This is a genomic window from Roseovarius gahaiensis, assembly GCF_011601345.1.
Taxonomy (GTDB): Bacteria; Pseudomonadota; Alphaproteobacteria; order Rhodobacterales; family Rhodobacteraceae; genus Roseovarius; species Roseovarius gahaiensis.
Window position 1 is genome coordinate 1 of record NZ_JAAORB010000047.1, and the last position, 20,876, is coordinate 20,876.

At 58.8% G+C, this 20,876-nt stretch carries 19 protein-coding genes; 15 read left to right on the forward strand and 4 right to left on the reverse strand.

The genetic code is table 11. The features are described 5' to 3' along the window. Window positions 1-172: 172 nt before the first annotated feature. On the reverse strand, window positions 173-1,591 hold the full coding sequence (locus tag HAT86_RS15070) for an META domain-containing protein (protein WP_167199707.1): 1,419 nt from the start codon (window positions 1,589-1,591) through the stop codon (window positions 173-175). Window positions 1,592-2,032: 441 nt separating this feature from the next. Between HAT86_RS15070 and HAT86_RS15075 the strand changes: the two genes are divergently transcribed. Continuing rightward, window positions 2,033-2,563 carry a hypothetical protein gene (locus tag HAT86_RS15075; protein ID WP_167199709.1) on the forward strand — a complete coding sequence of 177 codons (531 nt, stop codon included), beginning with the start codon at window positions 2,033-2,035 and terminating at the stop codon, window positions 2,561-2,563. Window positions 2,564-2,871: 308 nt separating this feature from the next. On the opposite strand, the gene HAT86_RS15080 is transcribed toward HAT86_RS15075, so the two are convergent. Further along, window positions 2,872-3,138 carry a hypothetical protein gene (locus tag HAT86_RS15080; RefSeq protein WP_167199712.1) on the reverse strand — a complete coding sequence of 89 codons (267 nt, stop codon included), beginning with the start codon at window positions 3,136-3,138 and terminating at the stop codon, window positions 2,872-2,874. 9 nt (window positions 3,139-3,147) lie between these two features. Beyond that, entirely contained in the window at window positions 3,148-3,579 is a 432-nt protein-coding gene (locus HAT86_RS15085) for a Rap1a/Tai family immunity protein (protein ID WP_167199715.1), read from the reverse strand. 482 nt (window positions 3,580-4,061) lie between these two features. Here HAT86_RS15085 and HAT86_RS15090 point away from each other — a divergent pair, with 482 nt between their 5' ends. The 14 genes from HAT86_RS15090 to HAT86_RS15155 all read left to right on the forward strand — a co-directional run bounded on the left by HAT86_RS15090 (window position 4,062) and on the right by HAT86_RS15155 (window position 19,656). Then, complete coding sequence (locus HAT86_RS15090) at window positions 4,062-4,403, forward strand: DUF2853 family protein (RefSeq protein WP_167199718.1); 342 nt, start codon at window positions 4,062-4,064, stop codon at window positions 4,401-4,403. Window positions 4,404-4,557: 154 nt separating this feature from the next. Then, complete coding sequence (locus HAT86_RS15095; protein WP_167199720.1) at window positions 4,558-6,060, forward strand: BCCT family transporter; 1,503 nt, start codon at window positions 4,558-4,560, stop codon at window positions 6,058-6,060. Then, window positions 6,060-7,907 (forward strand): ABC transporter substrate-binding protein, encoded by a 1,848-nt coding sequence (locus HAT86_RS15100; protein ID WP_167199723.1) that lies wholly within the window; start codon window positions 6,060-6,062, stop codon window positions 7,905-7,907. Before HAT86_RS15095 ends, HAT86_RS15100 begins: the two co-directional genes overlap by 1 nt. A 429-nt stretch (window positions 7,908-8,336) precedes the next feature. Next, window positions 8,337-9,647: a lipocalin family protein gene (locus HAT86_RS15105; RefSeq protein WP_167199726.1), complete on the forward strand. Its 1,311-nt coding sequence runs from the start codon at window positions 8,337-8,339 to the stop codon at window positions 9,645-9,647. 292 nt (window positions 9,648-9,939) lie between these two features. Then, window positions 9,940-10,698, forward strand: a complete 759-nt coding sequence (locus HAT86_RS15110; protein WP_196780627.1) for a transporter — start codon at window positions 9,940-9,942, stop codon at window positions 10,696-10,698. A 29-nt stretch (window positions 10,699-10,727) separates the two neighbouring features. Further along, window positions 10,728-11,528, forward strand: a complete 801-nt coding sequence (locus HAT86_RS15115) for a transporter (protein ID WP_167199729.1) — start codon at window positions 10,728-10,730, stop codon at window positions 11,526-11,528. Between the two features lie 192 nt (window positions 11,529-11,720). Beyond that, complete coding sequence (locus HAT86_RS15120; RefSeq protein WP_167199731.1) at window positions 11,721-12,266, forward strand: hypothetical protein; 546 nt, start codon at window positions 11,721-11,723, stop codon at window positions 12,264-12,266. A 702-nt stretch (window positions 12,267-12,968) separates the two neighbouring features. Further along, complete coding sequence (locus HAT86_RS15125) at window positions 12,969-14,045, forward strand: efflux RND transporter periplasmic adaptor subunit (RefSeq protein WP_167199734.1); 1,077 nt, start codon at window positions 12,969-12,971, stop codon at window positions 14,043-14,045. A gap of 3 nt (window positions 14,046-14,048) precedes the next feature. Beyond that, window positions 14,049-17,180: an efflux RND transporter permease subunit gene (locus tag HAT86_RS15130; protein ID WP_167199735.1), complete on the forward strand. Its 3,132-nt coding sequence runs from the start codon at window positions 14,049-14,051 to the stop codon at window positions 17,178-17,180. Window positions 17,181-17,184: 4 nt separating this feature from the next. Beyond that, window positions 17,185-17,526, forward strand: coding sequence for a hypothetical protein (locus tag HAT86_RS15135; protein WP_167199738.1), 342 nt, complete (start codon window positions 17,185-17,187; stop codon window positions 17,524-17,526). Window positions 17,527-17,553: 27 nt separating this feature from the next. Then, entirely contained in the window at window positions 17,554-18,072 is a 519-nt protein-coding gene (locus HAT86_RS15140; protein ID WP_167199739.1) for an HdeD family acid-resistance protein, read from the forward strand. 4 nt (window positions 18,073-18,076) lie between these two features. Continuing rightward, window positions 18,077-18,592, forward strand: a complete 516-nt coding sequence (locus tag HAT86_RS15145) for an HdeD family acid-resistance protein (RefSeq protein WP_231125929.1) — start codon at window positions 18,077-18,079, stop codon at window positions 18,590-18,592. A gap of 36 nt (window positions 18,593-18,628) precedes the next feature. After that, on the forward strand, window positions 18,629-18,994 hold the full coding sequence (locus HAT86_RS15150) for a hypothetical protein (protein WP_167199742.1): 366 nt from the start codon (window positions 18,629-18,631) through the stop codon (window positions 18,992-18,994). A 284-nt stretch (window positions 18,995-19,278) separates the two neighbouring features. Beyond that, window positions 19,279-19,656 (forward strand): cupin domain-containing protein, encoded by a 378-nt coding sequence (locus tag HAT86_RS15155; protein WP_167199745.1) that lies wholly within the window; start codon window positions 19,279-19,281, stop codon window positions 19,654-19,656. 235 nt (window positions 19,657-19,891) lie between these two features. On the opposite strand, the gene HAT86_RS15160 is transcribed toward HAT86_RS15155, so the two are convergent. After that, window positions 19,892-20,876: alpha/beta hydrolase (locus HAT86_RS15160; protein ID WP_167199748.1), on the reverse strand; the 985-nt coding region annotated here is incomplete at its 5' end.

Here is a 20,876-nt window from a genome sequence, read left to right on the forward strand (position 1 = left end):
CTCTTCACCGACGAGGAATGCTACAACTTCTTCAAGGCAGCAGGATACAAAACCGATTAAACGCGACACGCTCTAAAAGGCGAAGATATTCCAAGCGATGTCAGGCGCTAGTTCCTGACCGTTTTCGAAATGCGACGATCCATGCATCCTCAAGTCCATCGAGGTAATGACTTCACCGGAAATAAACCGCGGAGAAGATTGCGATGACCTCACCTTTCCCGTCCAAAAATGTCAGATTGTTGCCGGTTATGCGGTACTCGCGAACAGCGCCAAGGGTTTGAGCGAGCGTGTCTTCTATCCGGCCGAGGGGGGCGGGGCAGGCCATTCTGGTTCCCGCTGCGGGACCAAAGGTGAGGCGGTTACCATGCCGTTCATAGGAGCCTGACATCCAGTTGCATCCGGCAGTCGCCCTGAATCGGGGCGATGACTCATTCTGCAGCACCAGATGCGGCTCGCGCCGGTCGGATAGCCCCTTGATGCTTTCACCGCGCATCTTATCGATCCGCCAATAGGTGTTGGTAAGGTCGGCCTTGGTGCGTTGGGGCTCGCAGCTCACGCCGGGTCGCGTCTGGATGAAGCGATCTACCACAAGGCTACGCCGGTCTGGGCCTTCCATGGCGGGACGCATGAGGAGGCTGCCCTCGACATGCACGGTCAGTGAGGCTCCCGGCGCGTCCCTGTCATCAAGATAGGCGCGTTCAAGCGCGCGGTACTCGCCCTCCTGCGCGATCGGATAGCTGCGCCCGGTGACACATTCCCTGAATATCGCGGCATCTGCCATGTAGGTCATCTGGCCAAGAAGAAAGAGCCCCTGGAGATCGGTCTGCACTAGGTCCCCATCGCTTGTCAGATCGTAATTCAGCTCCGACTCGATCGGGTTTCCCTGGATGTCTGTTTTGCGCAGGCGATCAGGCCCCTTTACCTCCCAATGGAGCGGCATCTCGGCTGCACCGAACAGGATGATCTTGTCGTTTGCCGGATCGGCATACCATTGGCCCAGTTCATCATTCCCATAGCCGCGAGCATCGTCGGGCGAGTCGTCCACCCCAAGATAGACCCGCCGCATGTGATAGATCTGATCCGGCCATAGATCGAGGTGGTATTCGATCCCTGCACAATCCGCGCAGGGCAGTGTTCCGGTAAAGCTCGCGGGGAGACGCAAACCATGCGCTCCAACGGTCGAAATCGTCTCGTCAGGCATGCGTGCCACGCGCTTCATGATGATTTCAACGTCTTTCGGAGCGCCATGCGTGATGACCGGCACGTGCGTATCCGTTGTAAACAAGAGGCCCTCTTCTTCAGATAGAAGCGACGCCCGCACTGTATAGGTGTGATTGGATTTGATCGTACCGGGGTCATATTGGATCTCGAAGTGATAGGGTGGATTGTCGGCGTTCTCCGTCTCGTAACGTCCGAGCTCGATCGCTGGCGCGTCCGCAACCGAGGTGTCCTGCAGCAGGGCAACAAAGTGCGCGTCCGGCGGTGCAGCGACCGGCTCACCGACAACGGCTCTGCCCGTTATCGTTTCAGCATGACCCGCCGAAATCATCATCATAAACCCTGTAAAGAGAGCCGTCAGAACAAGTTTCATCGGAACACCTTCCGTCTTTGATCGCTGGGCGCACCGGTTCTTTGTCACCCTCCCAAGGACGAAAGCGTCGCATGGCCGTCGTCCTATTGCAAATCGGGGGTGCTGTTCGAATGTCGTGATGATCGGCAGATCTTGTGCACTGCACAGGGCAATTTATTGATTTTTCAATTGTTTGATTTATAACATTTTTTTGGTTGGATGATCGCGAGAAGAAACGTGCCTTGCATCAAAGCAATCGCGCTCGTGACTCCAGGCATTTCCGAGTTTGCATCATAGGGCAGCTAAAACGCATTAGACAGCCTTGGAAGAATTAAACTAACTGCGTTACAAGTTCATGGTGAACGGGACATCAGTCGTTGCTGCCCAAGCCGTCGTCTTGAGTTAAAGTTTGAAACGTGCCGGACCGTGAACAACACAGCCTTTTCGGATTGGAGCCGCGATATGAACAAGATCAGCCAAGCCTTGACCGCAATCATGACCCTGGCAGGTGCACCGGTCCTCGCAGCGAGCGAGGACGTTTTGCCCATTAATACCGACGAGATTGCCAAGTACCGCGACGTTGGCGAGTGGACGGTACATGAGAACCGCACGCGCGGAACATGCTTCATCTCTCGTTCTGATGCCTCTGGAAACCTTGTGCAGATGGGCCTCACCAAGAATACCGAATATGGTTATATCGGAATATTCAAAAAGGGCGTCGACGTAACCGAAGACGATGAGATGGTCGAGGTGTTCATCAACGATACTCTCTATGTCGGCAGTGCCAAGAAATTGGTGCACGGAGTGTCAGGTGATTACAAGGGCGGCTACATATTGGCGAATGACAAGCAAGTCCGCCTTGATCTCGAACGCGCACGCGAAATGGTTGTTTTTCCGGAATCACCATACACCGTGACCGTTGATTTGACTGGTGGTGTTCGTAACGCGATCTATGAGGCTCGCGAATGCACCAGAGACCTTCAGGCCGATTGAACTGAAGGTTTATCGCTATGGCGTGACGCGCTATACTTCAGGGCGCGTCCGCCTTGACGGTTCCTGCATCGGCGGTGTTGCAGAAGCTATCTTGAGCTATGACTGGCCAGTTCCCCACTGACGTCACGCTAGGCGAGTGACCTCGGCGGTCAGCTCGCTAGCATCTTCGCGCTCGTACAAGGCCTTGAGGCAGCCCCTCCTTGCCTCGATCCGGCTGCGGGAGGGGGGGTATTCTGTTCACCGCTACCAGAACGCCCCGATAGGGCGCCTGCGTTCCAGATGTGCCCGCCAGGTCCCAAGCGATCTCACTAAAAAAAGCTTGCGACGAAGGATCCTGCCAGACCGGCTGCAGCGCCAGTGGCCGCTCCTACGGCGGCGTTCTCCAACACGTCGTCGCCTCGGATTGCAGCTGCCGTGGCGCTTCCGGCGGCACCAGTTGCCGCACCAACCGCTGCGGTCCGGCCAGCATTTTCACAGGCGCTCAGCCCGACTGCGCTGATCATGACCAGCCCCAGAAGTGCAGCCCGGGTGGTCCGGATACGTATCTTGCCCCGCACCATGTCACAATCCGTCATCGTTTTTCCTCAATGCTTGCAGGGGAATTTTGCGACTGCGGCACGGACCAGCCCTTCGATGGCCGACTCGTCAAGTCTTTGCGGGTTCGCTCTTGCCCAGGCAAGAAACACATCCCTCAGGGACCCGCGCGACAGTTCTTTTGGCGCACAGACGAAGGGTGTCACCTTGGGTGATTTTATGGCCTCCCCATAAAATTGCATCGCTCCGGACATATACCCGAGGCAAAACGCATTGGCTCTGGCATGCAGCTCATGCTCCTCCGGCAAGCTGCAGGCGGTCACCAATGCCCTCGCATCTGACAAGCGAAAACTCTCCACCACGGCTTCGTCAGCCGTTGCGGTGATCGGCAGACCCAACACTGCAACCGCCACCCAACCTGCGGCACGTCTTATCTGCAATCGCATGTCAAATGCTCCACCAACTGCCGTCACAATATCCATTTTGGATAGGCGTGCTGCAAGCCAACCCGTGATGATTTTTTTGAGCGCTGTAATTCTCTGATGGCAGGGCTCGGGGCCACACTCCATCTACCTACAGCCAGTATGCATGGTGAGACCTTCTGCATCACACCGAACCTAAAACGCATTAGACACGTCGTTATTTTGGAAGTTATTTCACTTTGTGTCATCGCGTTCGGGTCGCAATGCTTACCTTGTCTCATACGATTAATACGCCTGAGCGCGGTGGCCATTAGTTCTTTGCGGTACATAGCTGCCGCGCGCTCAACTGAGCTGCGTACATGCCAGACCTAGCGCGGCATTCTAAGGTTCAGGAGATGAACATATCGTCTGAGTTGCGTCTGTTGGCGTGTTTACATGGTGCTAAGTCAGTTCGGAGAGCACAAAGCTCGAACATCAAACGACACTCGGCCGACTTGCTGTAGCACCGAGCAACAATCGGTCTTTTGGGAATGGAGACATTCATGAGTAAGCGAGACGAGCTTATAGCGCGCTATGCCGACGATCTGCGCAACAAATGCGGACTGGAGCCTGACATGGACCTTCTGACGAAGGTGACCGTTGGATGCGGGCCCGCAATTTATGATGCTGACGCCGCGACAGTCGCCGCCAGTCAGCCCGATGAGCTGGAAACGGTGAAGCGCAATTTCCTGATCAAGAAACTGGGCCTCGCGGACAGCCCAGCGCTGATGGCGGCGATCGAGCAGGTGCTGGAAGCCTACGGCATGTCCGAGCGCAACAAGTATCGCGCGGTGGTCTACTACATGCTGACCCGCCACTTCGGCAAGGAAGACGTCTACAGCTGAAGGCGGCATGGCTTACCTTGTGCTGCTGCATGCGCCTGCATGTCCCTATCCAGTGGTTAATGCAAAGACACCAGATCCGCTCTTTTGGGGCGGAGCACTGTTTTAAGACAGACGGCAACTAAACCTTGCCTACTTTTTCAAAAAGGGTGCCGAGATGAAACAGAACCCCGTTTTCCTGCTCGCACTGGCGCTCTGCCTGCCCGTTGGGCTCTGGGGTGTTCTCGCCCCTGACATGATGGCGGGCGTCGTGCTCGGATTCACCAGCTGGTTCATGATTGGCGCAAGCTGGTGGTGGCTCACGCTTTGTTCGGGCTTCGTGATCTTCGCCGCGGTTCTCGCCATCGGGCCATGGGGGCGCATCCGCCTCGGTTCCGACGATGACCGACCCGAATTCTCGACCGTTTCATGGATCGCGATGCTTTTCGCTGGCGGGATGGGGGCGGGGCTACTGTTCTGGGGGGTGGCGGAACCCGTCACCCATTTCGCGGCGCCTCCGGGCCTCGAGGGCGGCACACCCGAGGCTGCGCGCGCCGCGATGGTCATCACCAATCTGCACTGGGGCCTGCACGCTTGGTCCATCTATGGCATCTGCGCGTTGGTCATTGCCTATTTCACCTTTCGGCGGGGTGGCAAGCCATTGATCTCTACCCCTCTCGTCGGTCTGATCGGCGGGCGGGCGGAGCATGGCGTACTGGTGGCCGCGGACGTGCTTGGGGTTGTCGCGGTGGTCTTCGGCCTAGCCGGATCGCTGGCGATGGGGGCCCTTCAGATGCGGTCCGGGCTTGCCAGCGTGATCAATGTGCCCGAGACGCTCAGCGTCGCACTCGCGATCCTTGCGGTCCTTTATGCGGCGTACATGATTTCCACGCTCACCGGCGTCGAAAAGGGAATGAAACTGCTGTCCAACATCAACATGGTGCTTGCTCTGGCTTTAATGCTTTTTATCATGCTGGTAGGGCCCACAGCCTTTATATTCGAAAGTGCGGTTGACACGCTTGGCGCCTATATCTCGCAGATTGTCACCCTCTCGTTCCGCTTGTTTCCCTATGAGGGGCTCACCGAGTGGTCGGCGAGCTGGACGCTCACCTATCTGATTTGGTGGCTCGCCTGGGGACCATTTGTCGGCGTGTTCATCGCGCGGATCTCGCGTGGGCGCACGATCCGCGAATTCTGTACAGGCGTGATCCTCGTGCCGACGCTGTTCTCGATCTTGTGGTTCGCCGTGTTCGGGGGCGCAGGCATCTATGTCGAACTTTTTGGCCCTGGCGGGCTTTCGGCGCTGGTGGCCGATAACGTGTCGGACGCGCTTTTCGCCTTTTTTGGCTATTTCCCGCTTTCGGGAGTTCTAAGCGCAGCAGCTCTCGCCTTGATCTTCATCTTTCTTGTCACCTCCGCAGATTCCGGCACGTTCGTTCTATCGATGATGACGACGAACGGGCAGCTTGAACCGCCGGCCTCTGCCAAGATCATCTGGGGCAGCTTAGCCGCAGTCATCACCGCCGCGACGCTGCTATCGACGTCGGTGGAGGTGGCGCGCGCGATGGCCACGCTCGGTGCCATCCCGTTCTCGGCGGTTCTGGTACTGCAGATCGTGGGCTTTCTGCGTGCGCTCGCAGATGAGCCAACCGGTCGGACCCCGGCTGAGGAGCCGGCGTGATGCGGTGGCTTGCAACCTTTTGTCTGCTCGCAGCGCTGGCGCTTTCGGGCTGCACGCGCGAGCCGGTCGTTGTCGCATCCAAGGATACCGTCCAGGACCGCATCCTCGCCGAGATGATGGCGCTGACGCTGGAAGCGCGCGGATTTGCGGTTGAGCGCCGCATTGGTCTTGGGGATAGTGCCGACGTCTTCCAGGCGTTGCAGGTGGGTCGCGTGGACATTTACCCCGAATATTCCGGGACCGCGCTTGCGATGCTCGATGCCCCGCCCGAGACCGATGCCGAAGCGGTGCGCGCGCAACTTTCGGCACCTTTCGCTGCGCTCGGGCTCGAGTTTCTTGCTCCGTTCGGTTTCGAATCGCGATTCGTGCCCGTGACACGCCCGAGTCTGGCTCAGCGTCAGCAACTTGCCAGTATTACAGACCTCGCCGCTGTAGCGGGAGATCTGCGCCTCGGCGTCAGCCGCAGTTTCGCGGAACGCCCGCGTGACGGGCTTTCGGGCTTTCTCGCACGTTTTGGCCTCGACTTCCGTGACGTAGTCGTCATCCCCGAAGAGCGCCGCGAGAGCCTTTACCAACAACTTGTCGATGAACGAGTGGACGTCATGATTGGGTTCTCGACCGATCCGCAGATCGCCGATTTCGGCTTGGTGCCTCTCAAGGTCGACCGGCCCTATTTCCCCGCCTACGAGGCGGCCCCACTCACGAGCATGTCCGCTTTGGCGCGGAACCCGACACTGCCCGACGCGCTGGCCCCGCTCAACGGGGTGATCGACGCGCCGATGCTGCGCGAGATGGTGCGGCAAGTTCAAGTCGCGGGACGGACGCCGCGCGCGGTTGCGGCTATTGTACTCGCACGCCTCGGCATCGTGGAAGGTGGCGCGGCAATGCCCCCCGAGATCCCGCTCGCGATTGCGCTCGACCCCCAAGACCTTGGCAGCAGCCCGGCCAATCGGGCCCTCGAGGCGGTGCGCAGGGCAATGCCGGGCCGGGCCGTCGCGCTGACGCCCAGCCCGCGCCCCCTTGAGGCGCTCGCCATCGGCGAGGTGCGCATGGCCATCGTGCCGGCCGCAGCACATTTTCGGCTCACACCTGACGGGGCGGTGCGTGATGAGGCTGTGGAGGCGATCGGAGTGGTGGGACGATCTGTCATTTACGCCATCGCTGGCGGCGACGGTCCTGAGCGCCTTGGTGGTGCGCGGATCGTGGCCACCGGTCCAGAGGGGTCGCCAGGCCATTTGATCGCCTCGGTCGTCGCTCAATATGCCGAAGCGGACATAAAGCTTGCCCCGCAGAGCGCGGGCGACGCCGCGACGATCGGCGCGGCTATCGGAAGTGGCGCCGCCGATACGGGGCTGATCATCGCCAGTCGCCAGCGCGGTGACGTCGTGGACCTTCTCGCTGAGCAGTCCGACTTTCGAGTCTTGAGCGCCTCGGCGTGGTGGCAAGGGACCGCCCGCTTGGCGTTGCCGTTTCTCGGAGAAGCGGTACTGCGTCCTGAGAGCCATCCGCACTTAGACCGTGCGGTTTCGGTCTTGTCCATGCAAACAGTGATCACCGGCGCTGCAGCACCCAAGGCAACCACGCTCGGGCGACAGGGGCCAATTTCTTACGACACCCGCGTGCAATCTCTAAGTGATGCGACGGTACGCGCGATCGACAGAGCACTCGGCATCCATCCAGACGTTGGCGCCAGCCTTCGCTCGGCCCCGGCACTCGCGGCACGGGCCCCTGCGACACCGACGGCGCACAACCCGCGACCTGATCATGCACTTCTGACGCTCGGGATCTTCGCCTATCTCGCCATTGCCATATGGCTTCTGGTCCGGCGCCGCACCGACCGTGTCTAATAAGAGGACCAGCGCCCGCTACCAATACTGGTCTGCCAAAAATTCTTTATTTAGAGGCATAGGCAGGGTTCTTCATGCGTTTCCGCATGATGTCCGGACCTGCCGTCTTCGAGAAACCCAGGGCCGTTTTTGCGAGGGACGATTGGTCAGACAGTGCCGGGAAAAACCGACGATACCCTTGCCGCTCATTACCTCAACGCATCGCAGGCGGATTTTAACGCATTAGACAATTTCTCTGGCCGCTTGCTATCCCATAACGGGCATCGTCAGTGCCGATTGTACAATTCTGCTTGTCCAAGATTGCGCACCGGCGGTGGATACGACGCAAAAGAGACCTTGGCGTTTCGCTTGCTCTGATTTCACCAAGGCAGTCTGGAGAGATATGAGATGACTTCCAAGAATACTAGCAACTTAGCACCGGCTCCCGGCATGACACGCCGTGCATTGCTGCAGTCGGCACCTGCAACGGGGCTCGCCTTAGGGGCTGGGGCGTTCACGGGTACGCTTGCCACAGCAACCGGTCCAGCCCGCGCACAGTCCGGCAAGCCCCCCCTTCAAGGCCCGGGCATTGAGACGACGAGTGGACAGGCGATTTATTCCTTGCCGCGCGATCACGCCTGGCATGGCAGCGAATTCTACCAGACCAACGACTACAACGAGTGGCATTACATCACGGCGCTCGGTCGTGACCTCGACACCGGCGAACGCATCTCGGTGTTCTGGGTGCCGCTCAACCAGGGCTGGGTGGAGAGAGAGGGCCGACCGCTGAACAACGTGCTGTTCGCCTTCCACAACCTCGATACCGGCGAATTCCACACCGCGCTGCTCTACATCACGGGGCCGATGACCACCGAAGGCTCGGGCCCGGACGCCGAGGACTTCCACTTCCGCTACGAGATCGACGACGGCAAGAGCGGCTTCACGACGGCCTACACGCATGCCACCGAGACGTGGGAGTTCGGCGGCTACACCACCAAGAAGGACGAATGGAACGAGCCGTTCAACCTGTCGATGACCGCGACGGCCCAGGCGCCGGGCTATGCGCCGATGGCCTATTGGGGTCTGGAAAGCATCGGGGTCGATCCGCAGAAGCGCCAGAACCCGGAAACGATGTACGGCCTGACCCTTTATTATACGGCGCCCGACATGGCCACGAAGGGGGAACTCGAAGTGGCCGGTCGCACGGTCCGGTTTGAGGGCACCGGCTGGTTTGAGCATCAGTGGGGCAATTTCCGCAACACGTATCAGTATCGCTATTTCTGGGCCTGGTTCCGGTTCGAGGAGAGCGGCGACCTGATGACCTTCCGCCAGTACTACGAGGGCGAGGACTTTCGGAACCCGAATTACAACGTGAACCGCTACTTCTACATGGACGGCGAGACCTTCGAGCGGAGCTACGCCTTCGGACCGGCCTTCAAGCTCATCCCCGAGCGCATGTGGACCTCGGAGAAGTCCGGGATTGTGTACCCCTGGTATGGCCGAATCGAGACGCCGAACGGCACCTACTGGTACGAGCCGACCATTCCGGAGCAGGAGGGCCTCGGTTTTGCGGGCCCCTATATCGAAGGCGTGATCCAGCTCCGCGAAGGCGGGCCGGATGGACCCATCGTGGCGACCGGCTTTTGCGAGATGATCATGTTCACGGGAACCTATGACGACGGCACCGAGCATTCGATGGGTCCGCCCATGTCGCGCAGCCTGCCGGAAAACGAGGACGGCCCTTGGACGCCCGAACTCTGAAATCCCTGAGCCGGGTGCCTGATCGGTGCCCGGCCCCTCAGGTGCCGTCCGGTTCATCCCCCTTGAGCCGATACATGGGCCCAAGCGGACGGCACCTTCTTTTCTGGACCATGTGATGAACCTCCAAGTCAACATGCTCACTTTTCATGTCTGTTGCCGTCTTCTGGGCGTGGCATCCTTGTGCCTTGCGATATTCTTTTCCACCCCTGCCTTTGCAGGAAAGGCGCGTGACTACCTGAACGCACCGGTAAATACTTGGGTCACGTTCTACAATCTCGGCTTTTCGAACCGCGTGGCCCCCGTCGACGGCGCAGCTGACTTTGGGATCTCCGACATCACGACGGACATCACCTCGCAATCTCTGATTTTGTCACGGATCCTTGATGTCGGTGGGCGCACGGGGGGACTATCGTTCGTTTTACCTCATGCCGATATCGACGTGGCCGCCGGTCCCTTTGGCGCAAGCGAGACCGGCTTTGGCGACATTGGCATCGTCGCCGAGGTCAACATCTTTGGCGCGCCGGCCCTGAGCAAGGAAGCGTTTCAGCAGTGGGAGCCGGAAACCTTCGCATCGTTTCATCTTCTGGCGACCTTTCCGACTGGCGCCTACGATTCTGACAGGCCCGTCAATGTCGGCTCCAACCGCTGGAGCTTGGCGCCAACGATCAACTACAGCTACACACCGGATGCGGGCTGGACCTGGCTGGAAGTCTATGCCACGGCCCGCGTCTTCGGCGACAATACAGATGCCCTCGGTGCCGCAGACACACTGGAACAGGATGCGCTCTATCAGATTGAACTGCATGCGAGCCGAAATCTGACATCCAATTTCTGGCTGACCGCCGATGTCTATTATGACTGGGGTGGCGAGACGCGTCTTGATGGCGTGGGTCAGGACAATGCCGCTGATACATGGCGTCTCGGGGCTGGCCTCGGCTGGCGCGTTCCTTCCGTTGGCACCGTTTTTCTCAACTACGAATCCACGGTCTCGTCGCCGGAGGGTCAACCCGAGGGCGACACCGTCCGGTTGACGCTCGCCAAGGTGTGGTGAGGCTTATGACTTCAAAAAGGACACACCAAATGCACTACCAGCTGAAAAAATTAGTCACTGTCCTGTGTCTGGCCGTCTCTCCTGTCATGAGCCATGCGCAGGACGCGGAGACGGCACAGAAGCTGGCCAACCCGATCGCCGACCTGATCAGCATTCCGTTCCAGTTGAACTATGATCGAGGCTTTGGCCCAAACGGTGATGGATCGCGTACAACGCTTAACATCCAGCCAGTCTACCCTTTTCGTCTGAATGAGGACTGGACGCTGATCAGCCGGACCATCCTGCCGGTCATATGGCAGGAGGATGTGCTGCCGGGGTCCGATCAGACAGGCCTCGGTGATACGTTGCAGAGCTTCTTTCTGTCGCCTCGGGATGCGGGGAGTGATGGTGGTCTGATCTGGGGTGCCGGTCTTGCCTTTGGTCTGCCCACCGCGACAGATGATGCGCTTGGCAGCGAGAAATGGACCGCAGGGCCAACGGCGACGGCTCTGCGCGTCGACGGGCCGTTCACTTACGGTGCACTCTTCAACCATGTCTGGTCTTTCGCGGGAAATGGCGATCGAAGGGACGTCAATCAAACTTTCCTGCAGCCCTTCATTTCATACACATCGCCCGCTGCGATTACGATCACAGCAAGTGCCGAAACGGTATACGATTGGGAAGAAGACACGTGGGCAGTTCCGGTAAACCTCGCGGTTTCACGACTTGTCAGCATAGGTGATCAGCCCGTGAGCCTTCAGGCCGGATTGCGATATTGGGCCGAGAGTCCGAGTGGTGGGCCGGACGATTTGGCTTTCCGACTTGGGATGACCTTCCTCTTTCCGCGCTGAGATACGGAGAAACAAAAAATCGGGGTTCAGCGACATGGAGGACTCCACACTCAGGAGCTGAGGCGGCCTGCCCCCCTTATGGCCAAGGGTCCAAGTCTTTTGACCCCTGGCGAAGCATTACAGAATGATTCGAGTCGGTGCGTGCCGACACGCCGAAACCGGCTGAAAGTCGTTCATTGAGAGGAGGTATCGATGAAAACCCTCATGGCAATTTTTGCCACATTTCTGCTGTCGACCGCTATGGCGAGGGCGCAGACACCGGTAAGCTATAGTGAAGACGGTCGTGTACTTTTCACGGTGGAGGTTCCGGATTTCTGGTCTGTCCGCACGGGTGGCCCTCGCGAGATTGCACGATCTGAGGACGATGCGCCTCAACTGGTCCCGCGCGTCCTGGCGCTGGAGCCGACGGTCGATAGGGGAACATGGATGGGCCTCATGTCGCCGCCTGCGGTTCCGGATCTGGCCAGCGCCCGCAGGTATATGGGCCAGCTGAGCCGTTTTCTCGCGCTTGATGTTGAGGTCGGCCCGCCTGTGGTACGGCGGATCTCCGGGCGACCGGCCGAGGTGTTTGCCGGCACCGGGCGCCGGGAAGGTCAGCAGTTGCAATTCACAGTTGCCGCCATCGAACTGCCCGGCAGGCGTGTCGCCGTAGTTGCGGCCGTTCTGGAAGCCGGGGCCGACCCTGCCTTCATAGAGGCGCTGAATGCGGTGTTCGCCTCGTTCCGCGCCATTCGCTGACTCGAGGAGGATTTGAAATGATCAGGATGATGCGTCGCGCGAGAATGGTTGCCACACTCACCTTAGCCGGACTCGGGCTTTCTGCCTGTGACGGAGGGAGTGGCGGAGCATATTATCATTATGATGACTCACTTTACTGGAACGATTACTATTACATATACGGTCGACCGGATCGGCCAACGCATCCAGATCGACCGTCAAAACCAGTTCCTCCAATAGGAACCGCGCCGCGTCCAGTGCCGCCCATAGCCACCTTGCCTCGTCCCAGGCCTCCGATCGGGACGGCAACTCGCCCCAGGCCTCCGATCGGCACGGTCCCCCGTCCGATGCCACGCATAGCCACCCCACCGCGAATCAGCGCCCCGGTAGGGCGTCCAGCGCGGGCAAGGTAGAAAAATCGGATGGGGAATTCATTGGTGCCAAAAAGGTGGTTCGCAAAAGGGTTTAAACGGGTGCAACATGCTGAGATATGAGCTAAAAACTTCTGGTAATTATTGCACTGAAGGTGTCAATCATGCTCAGCAGCGTCTACTTTCTGAATGTCGATTAAGAAGTGAGCAATCGCTTTTGAGGCTGAAAATAAAGCGCTTTCTGGTAAAGACAGTGGGTCAACCCAACGAAGCAAATCTCAGTAATAGCGCGTCTTGTCAGGACGTTTTTTGGGCTGTCGGGAAGTTTTTTCTTGGGACATTAGTTTTAGCCATGTTTCTTGCATCCTTGGGGAGCACCGTATCATCACAGAGCGCACTGCCGCGACCGGCGGTCGTAGCAGTGCCTGCGCAGATCGTGGAACTGTCCGAGACCGTCAGTTTCAACGGCAGGTTAGATGCCAATCTGCGAGTGGCTCTGATCTCGAGGAGCAGTGGCGTGATCGCCGAGGTGGGATTCGCGCCGGGTGACCTGGTCGAGGAGGGGCAGGTTCTGTTCCGGATCGAACCCGAGATTTACGCCGCCGCTGTGAAGGAAGCCGAAGGCGCGTTGCGCGCAGCCGAGGCGCAGCGTGATTTGGCCAAGCTGGAGCGCAATCGGCAGGCCGAACTTGTGGCACGCGAGGCGGCGGCAAGGGCCAAGTTGGATGATGCGGAGGCGACGCTGGCAAGCCGAGAGGGCGAGGTCATGCGGCTGGAAGCATCGTTAGAACGAGCGCGTGCGAACCTATCGTATACCGAGATCAAGGCACCTTTCGCGGGGCATATCGCTGCAGCTTCTGCGGATCGCGGGGCGTATGTGACGCCGCAAGACGGGTCGCTGAGCACGCTGGTGCAGCTTGACCCGATCCATGTGGAGTTTCAGGTGCCAACGGCAGCGCTGCGCAGTTATCTGGAGAGGGTCGAGACGGGTGAGGCATCCCACGCTGCCGCCGTTTCGCTGAGGCTGGCGAATGGCTCGGAGTATGCTGAAAAGGGTGATGTGGATTTTGTCGCGAGCAGTGTGAACTTGGGCACCGATAGTGTGACCATGCGGGCGCGGTTCGACAATCCTGACGGCGTCTTGCTCGATGGAGAACTGGTGCGTGTCATTTTGACAGCGGAGAGGCCGCAAGGGCAGCTGGCGATCCCCAAACAGGCGGTGCAGCGCGACGTGCAGGGGACGTTTGTTCTTATTGTAGGAGAGGGGGATGCGGTGGAGGTGCGGCGCATAACCGTTGCGCGAAATGCGATGGATTACGCGGTGATCGGTGCCGGTCTGGAGTCGGGCGAGAGGGTCATCACCGAAGGGGTCAACAAGGTGCGTCCCGGTGTGGTGGTCGATGCCGCCCCTCTTGGGCAGGGTGGCTGACCCATGACGGCAGACATTTTCATCAAGCGCCCGCGCCTTGCCGGCGTGATTTCGATTGTGCTGTTTCTGGCGGGGCTGATTGCGCTGACGCGGATGCCGGTGGAACAGTTTCCCGATATCGTACCGCCGCAGGTGTCGGTCACTGCCAGCTATCCCGGCGCCGGTGCAGAGGTGGTCGAGCAGACCGTTGCGCAGGTGATCGAAGATCAGGTAATCGGCGTCGACAATATGATTTACATGTCCTCGACCGCTGGGGCGGATGGCACCTATATTCTGAATGTCAGTTTCGAGGTGGGCACAGATCCTGATATCGCCACGGTCAATGTGCAGAACCGTGTCTCGCTGGCCGAGCCACTTTTGCCGCAGGAGGTGCGCCAGACTGGCGTGCGGGTGGCCAAGAAATCTTCGTCTTTGCTAATGGGCATTGCGCTTTACGCTGAGGGTGACAGCGTTACGGGCGCCGATCTGACCAATTATGCAAGGCTAAATCTGCTTGATCGGGTCAAGCGGGTGAACGGTGTGGGCGATGCGTCTATGTTCGGCGCGAATCAGTTCGCCATGCAGATCAATCTGGATGTCGATAGGTTGGCGGCGCTGAATATGACGCCAAGCGATGTGATGGCCGCGCTGCGCAGTCAGAATGTGCAGGCCGCTATCGGTCGCGTGGGCGGACAGCCGGTCACGCGCGATCCAGGGTTGCAGCTGAACATCACCACTAAGGGGCGGCTAGAAACGCCCGAGGAATTCGCCGCGATTATCCTTAGATCCTCGCAGACGGGGGGCCTTGTTCGCCTGAGCGACGTGGCGCAGGTCGCAATGGGAGAGCGCAATTCCGACGTTGTGACCAGTTTCAACGGCGCGCCGGCGACGCTGATCGGGGTGTACCTTGCACCCGGCGCCAATGCTATTGACGCGGCCGACGGGATCGATGCGGTGTTGGCCGATGCGGCAGAGGCGCTTCCGCCGGGCATGACGCATGAGACCGTGTCGGACAGTTCGACCTTCGTCAAGGAAAGCATCACCGAGGTGGAGCACACGCTGATCGAAGCCTTCGTGCTGGTGGTGATCGTGGTGTTCATCTTTCTTGGGTCGCTACGCGCCACCATCGTGCCGCTGATAGCGATCCCCGTGGCGCTGGTCGGCACGTTCGCGGTGATGCTGGGGATGGGGTTTTCCCTAAACACCGTGTCGCTGCTGGCGCTGGTGCTGGCGATCGGGATCGTGGTGGATGACGCGATCATCGTGGTCGAGGCGGTCGAGGCGAAGATGGCCGAAGATCCGGGGCTGACCCCGGCGCAGGCATCGTCGGAGGCGATGGCCGAAATTACCGGGCCGATCATCGCGACGACGCTTGTTCTTTTATCAGTGTTCGTGCCGGTGGCGTTCATCCCGGGGATTTCGGGGCAGTTGTTCCAGCAATTCGCGGTCGCGATCTCAGTCTCGGTAGTGATTTCGTCGATCAACGCGCTGAGCCTCTCGCCGGCGCTGTGCGCCATCATCCTCAAGCCGCATCATGGGCCTGCGACGGGGATCATGGGGCGTATTTCGGCAGCGATCGACGCGACAAGGGACCGATATACCAGGGTGGCCGGGGCGCTGGCACGGCGCGCGGTGCTAGGGTTGGCGTTGCTGGTGGGGGCGATGATCCTGACGGGGGGGCTGTTTCGGGCGGTGCCCACGGGCTTCCTGCCAAGCGAAGATCAAGGATCGTTCATCGTTGAGACGCGGTTGCCGGATGCGGCCTCGTTGAACCGGACGCAGGCGGCGCAGCGTGAGGTCGAGGCGATGCTTCTGGAATTGCCGGGAGTCGAGAGCGTCACGTCGGTGAGCGGGTTTTCCATCCTTGATGGGATCACCAAGTCGAACGCGGCGTTTGCGCTGGTGTCGATGGCCGAGTTTGCAGAGCGCACGACCGAAGAGACGAGTGCGTTCAACGCCATTGCCGAGGCCACCCGCAGTGGAGCCTCGATTCGGCAGGCGCAAGTCATTCCCTTTAACCTGCCGCCTATCGCGGGGCTTGGCAGCGGGTCGGGCTTTGAATTGCAGGTGCTGGATACGGCGGGGCGCAGCGCGCAGGAATTGGCTGAGATCGCGAGGGGGCTGTCGTTCAGCGCCAATTCTGATGCGCGGCTGGCAGGGGTCTACACAACGTTTTCCGCGAATAGCCCACAACTGTTTCTGGATATAGACCGGGAGCGGCTTTATACGCTCGGGGTGTCGGTGTCGGATGTTTTCGCAGCGCTGCAGCCAACACTTGGATCGGCTTATGTAAATGATTTCAATAAATTCGGTCGATCATGGCAGGTGCGCATGACAGCCGGGCCTGGGGACCGCGATACGATCGAGGATGTTGCGCGCATCCATGTCCGCTCGGCCAGTGGGGAGATGGTGCCGTTGGGCGCCTTCGCGGTCGTGGAGTATACGCTGGGACCGATGTCTCTGGGGCGCTACAACAACCAGAGGTCGGCCAAGATAACTGGCAATCCGGTCCCGGGCGTGTCGTCGGGCGAGGCGATTGCGGCGATGGAAGAAGTGGCCGGGAAGGCATTGCCGAGCGGCTTTAGCTATGAGTGGACGGGCACGGCGCTGCAGGAAAAGCAGGCCGCCGGGCAGACCACGGCGATCCTAGCACTGGCGGTGCTGTTCGCGTATTTTTTCCTCGTAGCGCTTTATGAAAGTTGGTCCATTCCGGTGCCCGTTCTGTTGTCTGTGATCTTCGGGATGTCGGGGACGCTGCTGGCGTTGAAGCTTACCGGGTTGACGTTTGATATCTACGCGCAGATCGGGCTGGTGGTTCTGTTGGCCGTGGCGGCCAAGAATGCGATCCTGATCGTGGAGTTTGCCAAGGCCAAGCGCGAGGCGGGGGAAACCATCGTGAACGCGGCCATCGCAGGTGCGCATGCGCGGTTCCGGGCGGTTATGATGACCAGTTTCGCCTTTATCGCGGGCCTCATTCCGCTGGTGACGGCCGAGGGCGCCTCAATGCTGTCGCGCCGAGCAGTAGGTACGGGTGTGGCTGGCGGCATGCTGGGCGCGGCGCTGGTGGGGATTTTCGTGATTCCGGCGCTGTATGTGGTGTTCCAAAGTCTGCGCGAGCGGATTAAGGGGAGCGGTCCTGCCGATGCGGAGACCTGAGTTGATGGCTGGCGCGGCAATCATAGGTCCCTATCGCCGCGCGCTGGCCCATCTGGTGCCGATGATCGTGCTGTATTTGAGCGCACGGCTGCGAGTCTCGGCACTTCTCTTGCCACTGTCGGGGATGTTCCTCGGCCTCGTGCTCCGCTGGTTGATCAATCTGCGTGGCAAGTCGCGCATGATCTTGATGTGGCTCGACGGGCTGCTCAAATACATACACGTACAGATTCGCCATGTCGTCAAAGAATGCGCTGCGCTGTCTATGGCCAAACAGCTGCTCGTCTGGCTAAGCGACCGATCACGGCTTGACTGTTTAAATATGGTGACGAGGCCCTCGAAGGCCTAATGAATTTTTATCTGGAGGAACTAGGTCATGAAAAGTTCGGCCCTGATGTTGGTGATTGGCGCACTGTCGCTTGTGGGTGGCATCACTGCCTTGCTGAACCCGCTGGCGGCCACGCTGTCCGCTGAGTTGCTTGCTGGTTATGTGTTCGTCGCAATCGGTATGCTAATGCTGCTGTCAATCTTTACTGATGATAGCTGGAGATCGCGGCTCCTATCGCTGGCGCTGGGAGCGGCGATCCTCGCCATCGGGGTCAGTCTGGTGAGCAACCCATTAAAGGGTGTACTGCAGCTGACCGTTGTGGTGGCGGTGCTGATGCTAGTCATGGGGGTTTTACGTGTATTTCTTGCATTCTGGGTGCCGGCGACGCGGCTCAAGATCATGCTGATACTCTCCGGCTTTGTCTCGCTCGTTCTGGGTGCGATGATCTTAACGAGTTTTCCCTTTTCGGCGGCGGTTGCTCTGGGTATCTTACTGGCGGTCGAACTGATTTCCAGCGGAATATCTTTGATCAGTCTTGGCCTTGCCGCGCGGGACCGGGCAACCTGAGGTGATGACTATGAAAAATTGGCTATGGTGGCTCTTGGCGGGCCTGGTCGCGTTGGTTGGCGGTGTCCTTGGCCTAATTAATCCGAATGCCGCGCAAATCACCTCGACCACCATCGCTGGCTGGGCGCTTGTGATGATGGGGCTTTTTCAGGGATGCGCCGGGTGGAATTCCACTGCTTTCCGAGAGCGTGCCGGGGCAGGTCTCTTGGCCGCGACAGGGTTGTTTATAGGACTGTCGCTTCTGATAGGGCCGTTTGGTGATGGTACGCTCCTGCGCTGGATTCTAGGCGGTCTGCTTGTCGTGAGCGGATTGGCCAAGCTCTGGGTCGGGTTACGGTACCACAACGATAAGCTGTTTTGGGCAGTGATTGGGGCGGGCGGGCTCTCGATCGTGCTGGGGTTATATGTGCTTGCGGGCGGGGGGCTGAAATTGGGCTTCATACTATCGCTGGAGCTCCTTGGGAGTGGGACGGCGCTTGTGGTGATGGCCGTGCGGAAGGAAAAATCCGTGACGCATTGAGTCTTTGGGAAGCAATTGTTTTGAAAGGATGATATAATGAAATTGATAGCTTTATTGCTGGCAGCTTTTTTAACGGTGCCATTTCTGGGTACAATAGAAGCGAAGGCACTTGGCCTTGGTAGAATGCTTCAGGACTCCGGCCTCTCGCCAAACGATTTGTCGGTTATGGAGACAATCGCGCTGCAACTGGTCAATCCACTGGGGAGCACCGGAGACGCACGCCGTTGGAGCAATCCTGAGAGCCGTTCAAAAGGGACAGTCACGCTGGGCCGGATTGAGGGTGATTGCGCTGAATTGGTACATAGTTTCAACACGGTCAGGCGGCCTGGAACGGCTATCTATCATTCCTGGCGCTGCCGCAGAGCGGACGGAACGTGGCAGATAAGCGTTGGTCCAAAATAATGTGCATGATTAGCTGGCAAAGCAAAGTGTGTGTGGAACGCTATTTTGAGGTGGTCAAGTATGCTCGCAACATAGCACATGAGCCCATGATGTTCTTGATCTCCAAGATTTTCCATGTGTCGCAGTACTTTTTGAGCGAGAGATATTGCTAAAAGCTTTGCCGCCCAGGAGCATCATTGCGATTAGCCATTTTCAAATAAGATACCGTCTTCTTTTTCGGGCGACACGGTCAAAAGTACAAATTACAAGGCGCAGATACGCAAAACAAAAGCTGGAGGCAAAAGATGACTATGCGGATCGTCACGTTTTTGAACGATGGAAATGGTGGTACTAAGTTAGGCTATAAACCGGTGGAATTGCATGGACCGGAAAATTTTCTTTCGGGGACCTCTCTCATGATGTCCGACTCTTACCCTTGTAAACGCTACTTCTTCTCAGAAATACCTCCTGGCTATTCAAGCAGTAAGGATTTTTCTAGCCGCCGTCAGCTTTGTGTCCTGCTTTCTGGAGAAATTGAACTCACCTCAAGCACTGGCGATGTGCAGAACTTCGTTGCCGGCAATGTAATTCTTTTGGAAGATGTCGATTACGAGCGGCCGGGGCGCACGATTCGGATTACGAGTGAGTATGCTGCGCGAGTTCTCGCGATACAGCTTGATTGACTTACAAATTTTGAAAGCGTCGATATGTCGCGGTTTGGTGGCCCTCCTTTCACAGCATTTATTGCAGCAAAGGAGACTGACTATGAGGATAAAGCGGACGTATGGATTCCGCGCTGATGGAGCATGGACCGCCCTCGGTTTATCAGACAGGGTTTGATTCAATATTCAGGCTGGTTTTCGTCGGCATTCACCTTTTCCGGTTGTCCAAGATATCATCCACGGACCAGGGAGGCGTTCAGTTTTCCTCCGTCGACTTGAGGTGCCACAGATTCCTGGCTTTCGCCTCAAGGCCGCGGCGCGCCGAGGCCCGCTTTCCCTCGTTAAGAAGCTGCCTCAGGTCTGCTCCGACAGCTGAACTGTGTATGTGATAAAGGTGCCCGGTCGGGCTATCGGTGGGGAGGTCGCTGAGGTCGATTACCTCCACGGCCGCGATTTTGGAGGCATCGTTTCCCGACTCGCCAAGCCGCGCATACCCGTGCACTTGCCTCGACAGAGCAAGTGGCTTGTCGCCCCTTGCGGTATAGACGGTCAGGCTCTCCACGGAGGGTTCGATTCTGGGGAGAATTCGGGCGAAGATCTCGAAATCCATATCCGGCGCCAGAAGCGCGACATGCCCCAGTCGGATGTCCGGCCGCCTGTTGGCCACCTCGTAAAGTGCCAGAACCACGCCCCGCGCCCCAAGGCTGTGCCCAATCACATCGACGGCTCCTGCGCTGGAGCGCCGCTCCAATTCGATGATCGTGTCCGCCAGATTGGGCACGCTCCAGTAGAGATCGGCCTCGTCATGGGTGTAGTAGGCCGCAGAACCATCCGAAGGCCAACTGAACCACAGGAACCGCCCTTCGAGGTCTGCATTCTGCTTCAAGAGCCCGGCGCGGCGGCAGCCTTTATCGAAGTCGATGTAGTAGCCGTGAACGTAAAGTGCGGGGCCACGCGCGCCTGCGGTCTTCTCTAGCCCGGCGAGAACGGCGGCCGGATCCATTTCCCGTGCGTTCTGAACGCGCAGCAGTTCCTCGCGCAGAAAGCTCGGCGCGACTTCCGCCAGTGGAGAAAGCACGCCAAGGTCAAGTTCTCCGACCTGGCACACACCGGCCTTCAAATCGCTCCGCTCGCCGCCGTAGATTTTTCCGGGCTCCGGCGATTCTGTTCGGTTGCGCAGCGTAAAGTAAGGGAATTCCCAAGTTTTTATCTTCGTTTGGGCCGGATCCATCTGCGCGTGG

Bases quoted from the DNA above. Each gene is read 5' to 3' on its own strand.
- HAT86_RS15105 (WP_167199726.1), top strand. From the start codon at position 8,337: ATGACACGCCGTGCATTGCTGCAGTCGGCACCTGCAACGGGGCTCGCC.
- HAT86_RS15070 (WP_167199707.1), bottom strand. From the start codon at position 1,591: ATGAAACTTGTTCTGACGGCTCTCTTTACAGGGTTTATGATGATGATT.
- HAT86_RS15145 (WP_231125929.1), top strand. From the start codon at position 18,077: ATGACTATGAAAAATTGGCTATGGTGGCTCTTGGCGGGCCTGGTCGCG.
- HAT86_RS15115 (WP_167199729.1), top strand. From the start codon at position 10,728: ATGCACTACCAGCTGAAAAAATTAGTCACTGTCCTGTGTCTGGCCGTC.
- HAT86_RS15140 (WP_167199739.1), top strand. From the start codon at position 17,554: ATGAAAAGTTCGGCCCTGATGTTGGTGATTGGCGCACTGTCGCTTGTG.
- HAT86_RS15090 (WP_167199718.1), top strand. From the start codon at position 4,062: ATGAGTAAGCGAGACGAGCTTATAGCGCGCTATGCCGACGATCTGCGC.
- HAT86_RS15120 (WP_167199731.1), top strand. From the start codon at position 11,721: ATGAAAACCCTCATGGCAATTTTTGCCACATTTCTGCTGTCGACCGCT.
- HAT86_RS15095 (WP_167199720.1), top strand. From the start codon at position 4,558: ATGAAACAGAACCCCGTTTTCCTGCTCGCACTGGCGCTCTGCCTGCCC.
- HAT86_RS15155 (WP_167199745.1), top strand. From the start codon at position 19,279: ATGACTATGCGGATCGTCACGTTTTTGAACGATGGAAATGGTGGTACT.
- HAT86_RS15080 (WP_167199712.1), bottom strand. From the start codon at position 3,138: ATGACGGATTGTGACATGGTGCGGGGCAAGATACGTATCCGGACCACC.
- HAT86_RS15130 (WP_167199735.1), top strand. From the start codon at position 14,049: ATGACGGCAGACATTTTCATCAAGCGCCCGCGCCTTGCCGGCGTGATT.
- HAT86_RS15150 (WP_167199742.1), top strand. From the start codon at position 18,629: ATGAAATTGATAGCTTTATTGCTGGCAGCTTTTTTAACGGTGCCATTT.
- HAT86_RS15100 (WP_167199723.1), top strand. From the start codon at position 6,060: ATGCGGTGGCTTGCAACCTTTTGTCTGCTCGCAGCGCTGGCGCTTTCG.
- HAT86_RS15125 (WP_167199734.1), top strand. From the start codon at position 12,969: ATGTTTCTTGCATCCTTGGGGAGCACCGTATCATCACAGAGCGCACTG.
- HAT86_RS15075 (WP_167199709.1), top strand. From the start codon at position 2,033: ATGAACAAGATCAGCCAAGCCTTGACCGCAATCATGACCCTGGCAGGT.
- HAT86_RS15135 (WP_167199738.1), top strand. From the start codon at position 17,185: ATGGCTGGCGCGGCAATCATAGGTCCCTATCGCCGCGCGCTGGCCCAT.
- HAT86_RS15085 (WP_167199715.1), bottom strand. From the start codon at position 3,579: ATGGATATTGTGACGGCAGTTGGTGGAGCATTTGACATGCGATTGCAG.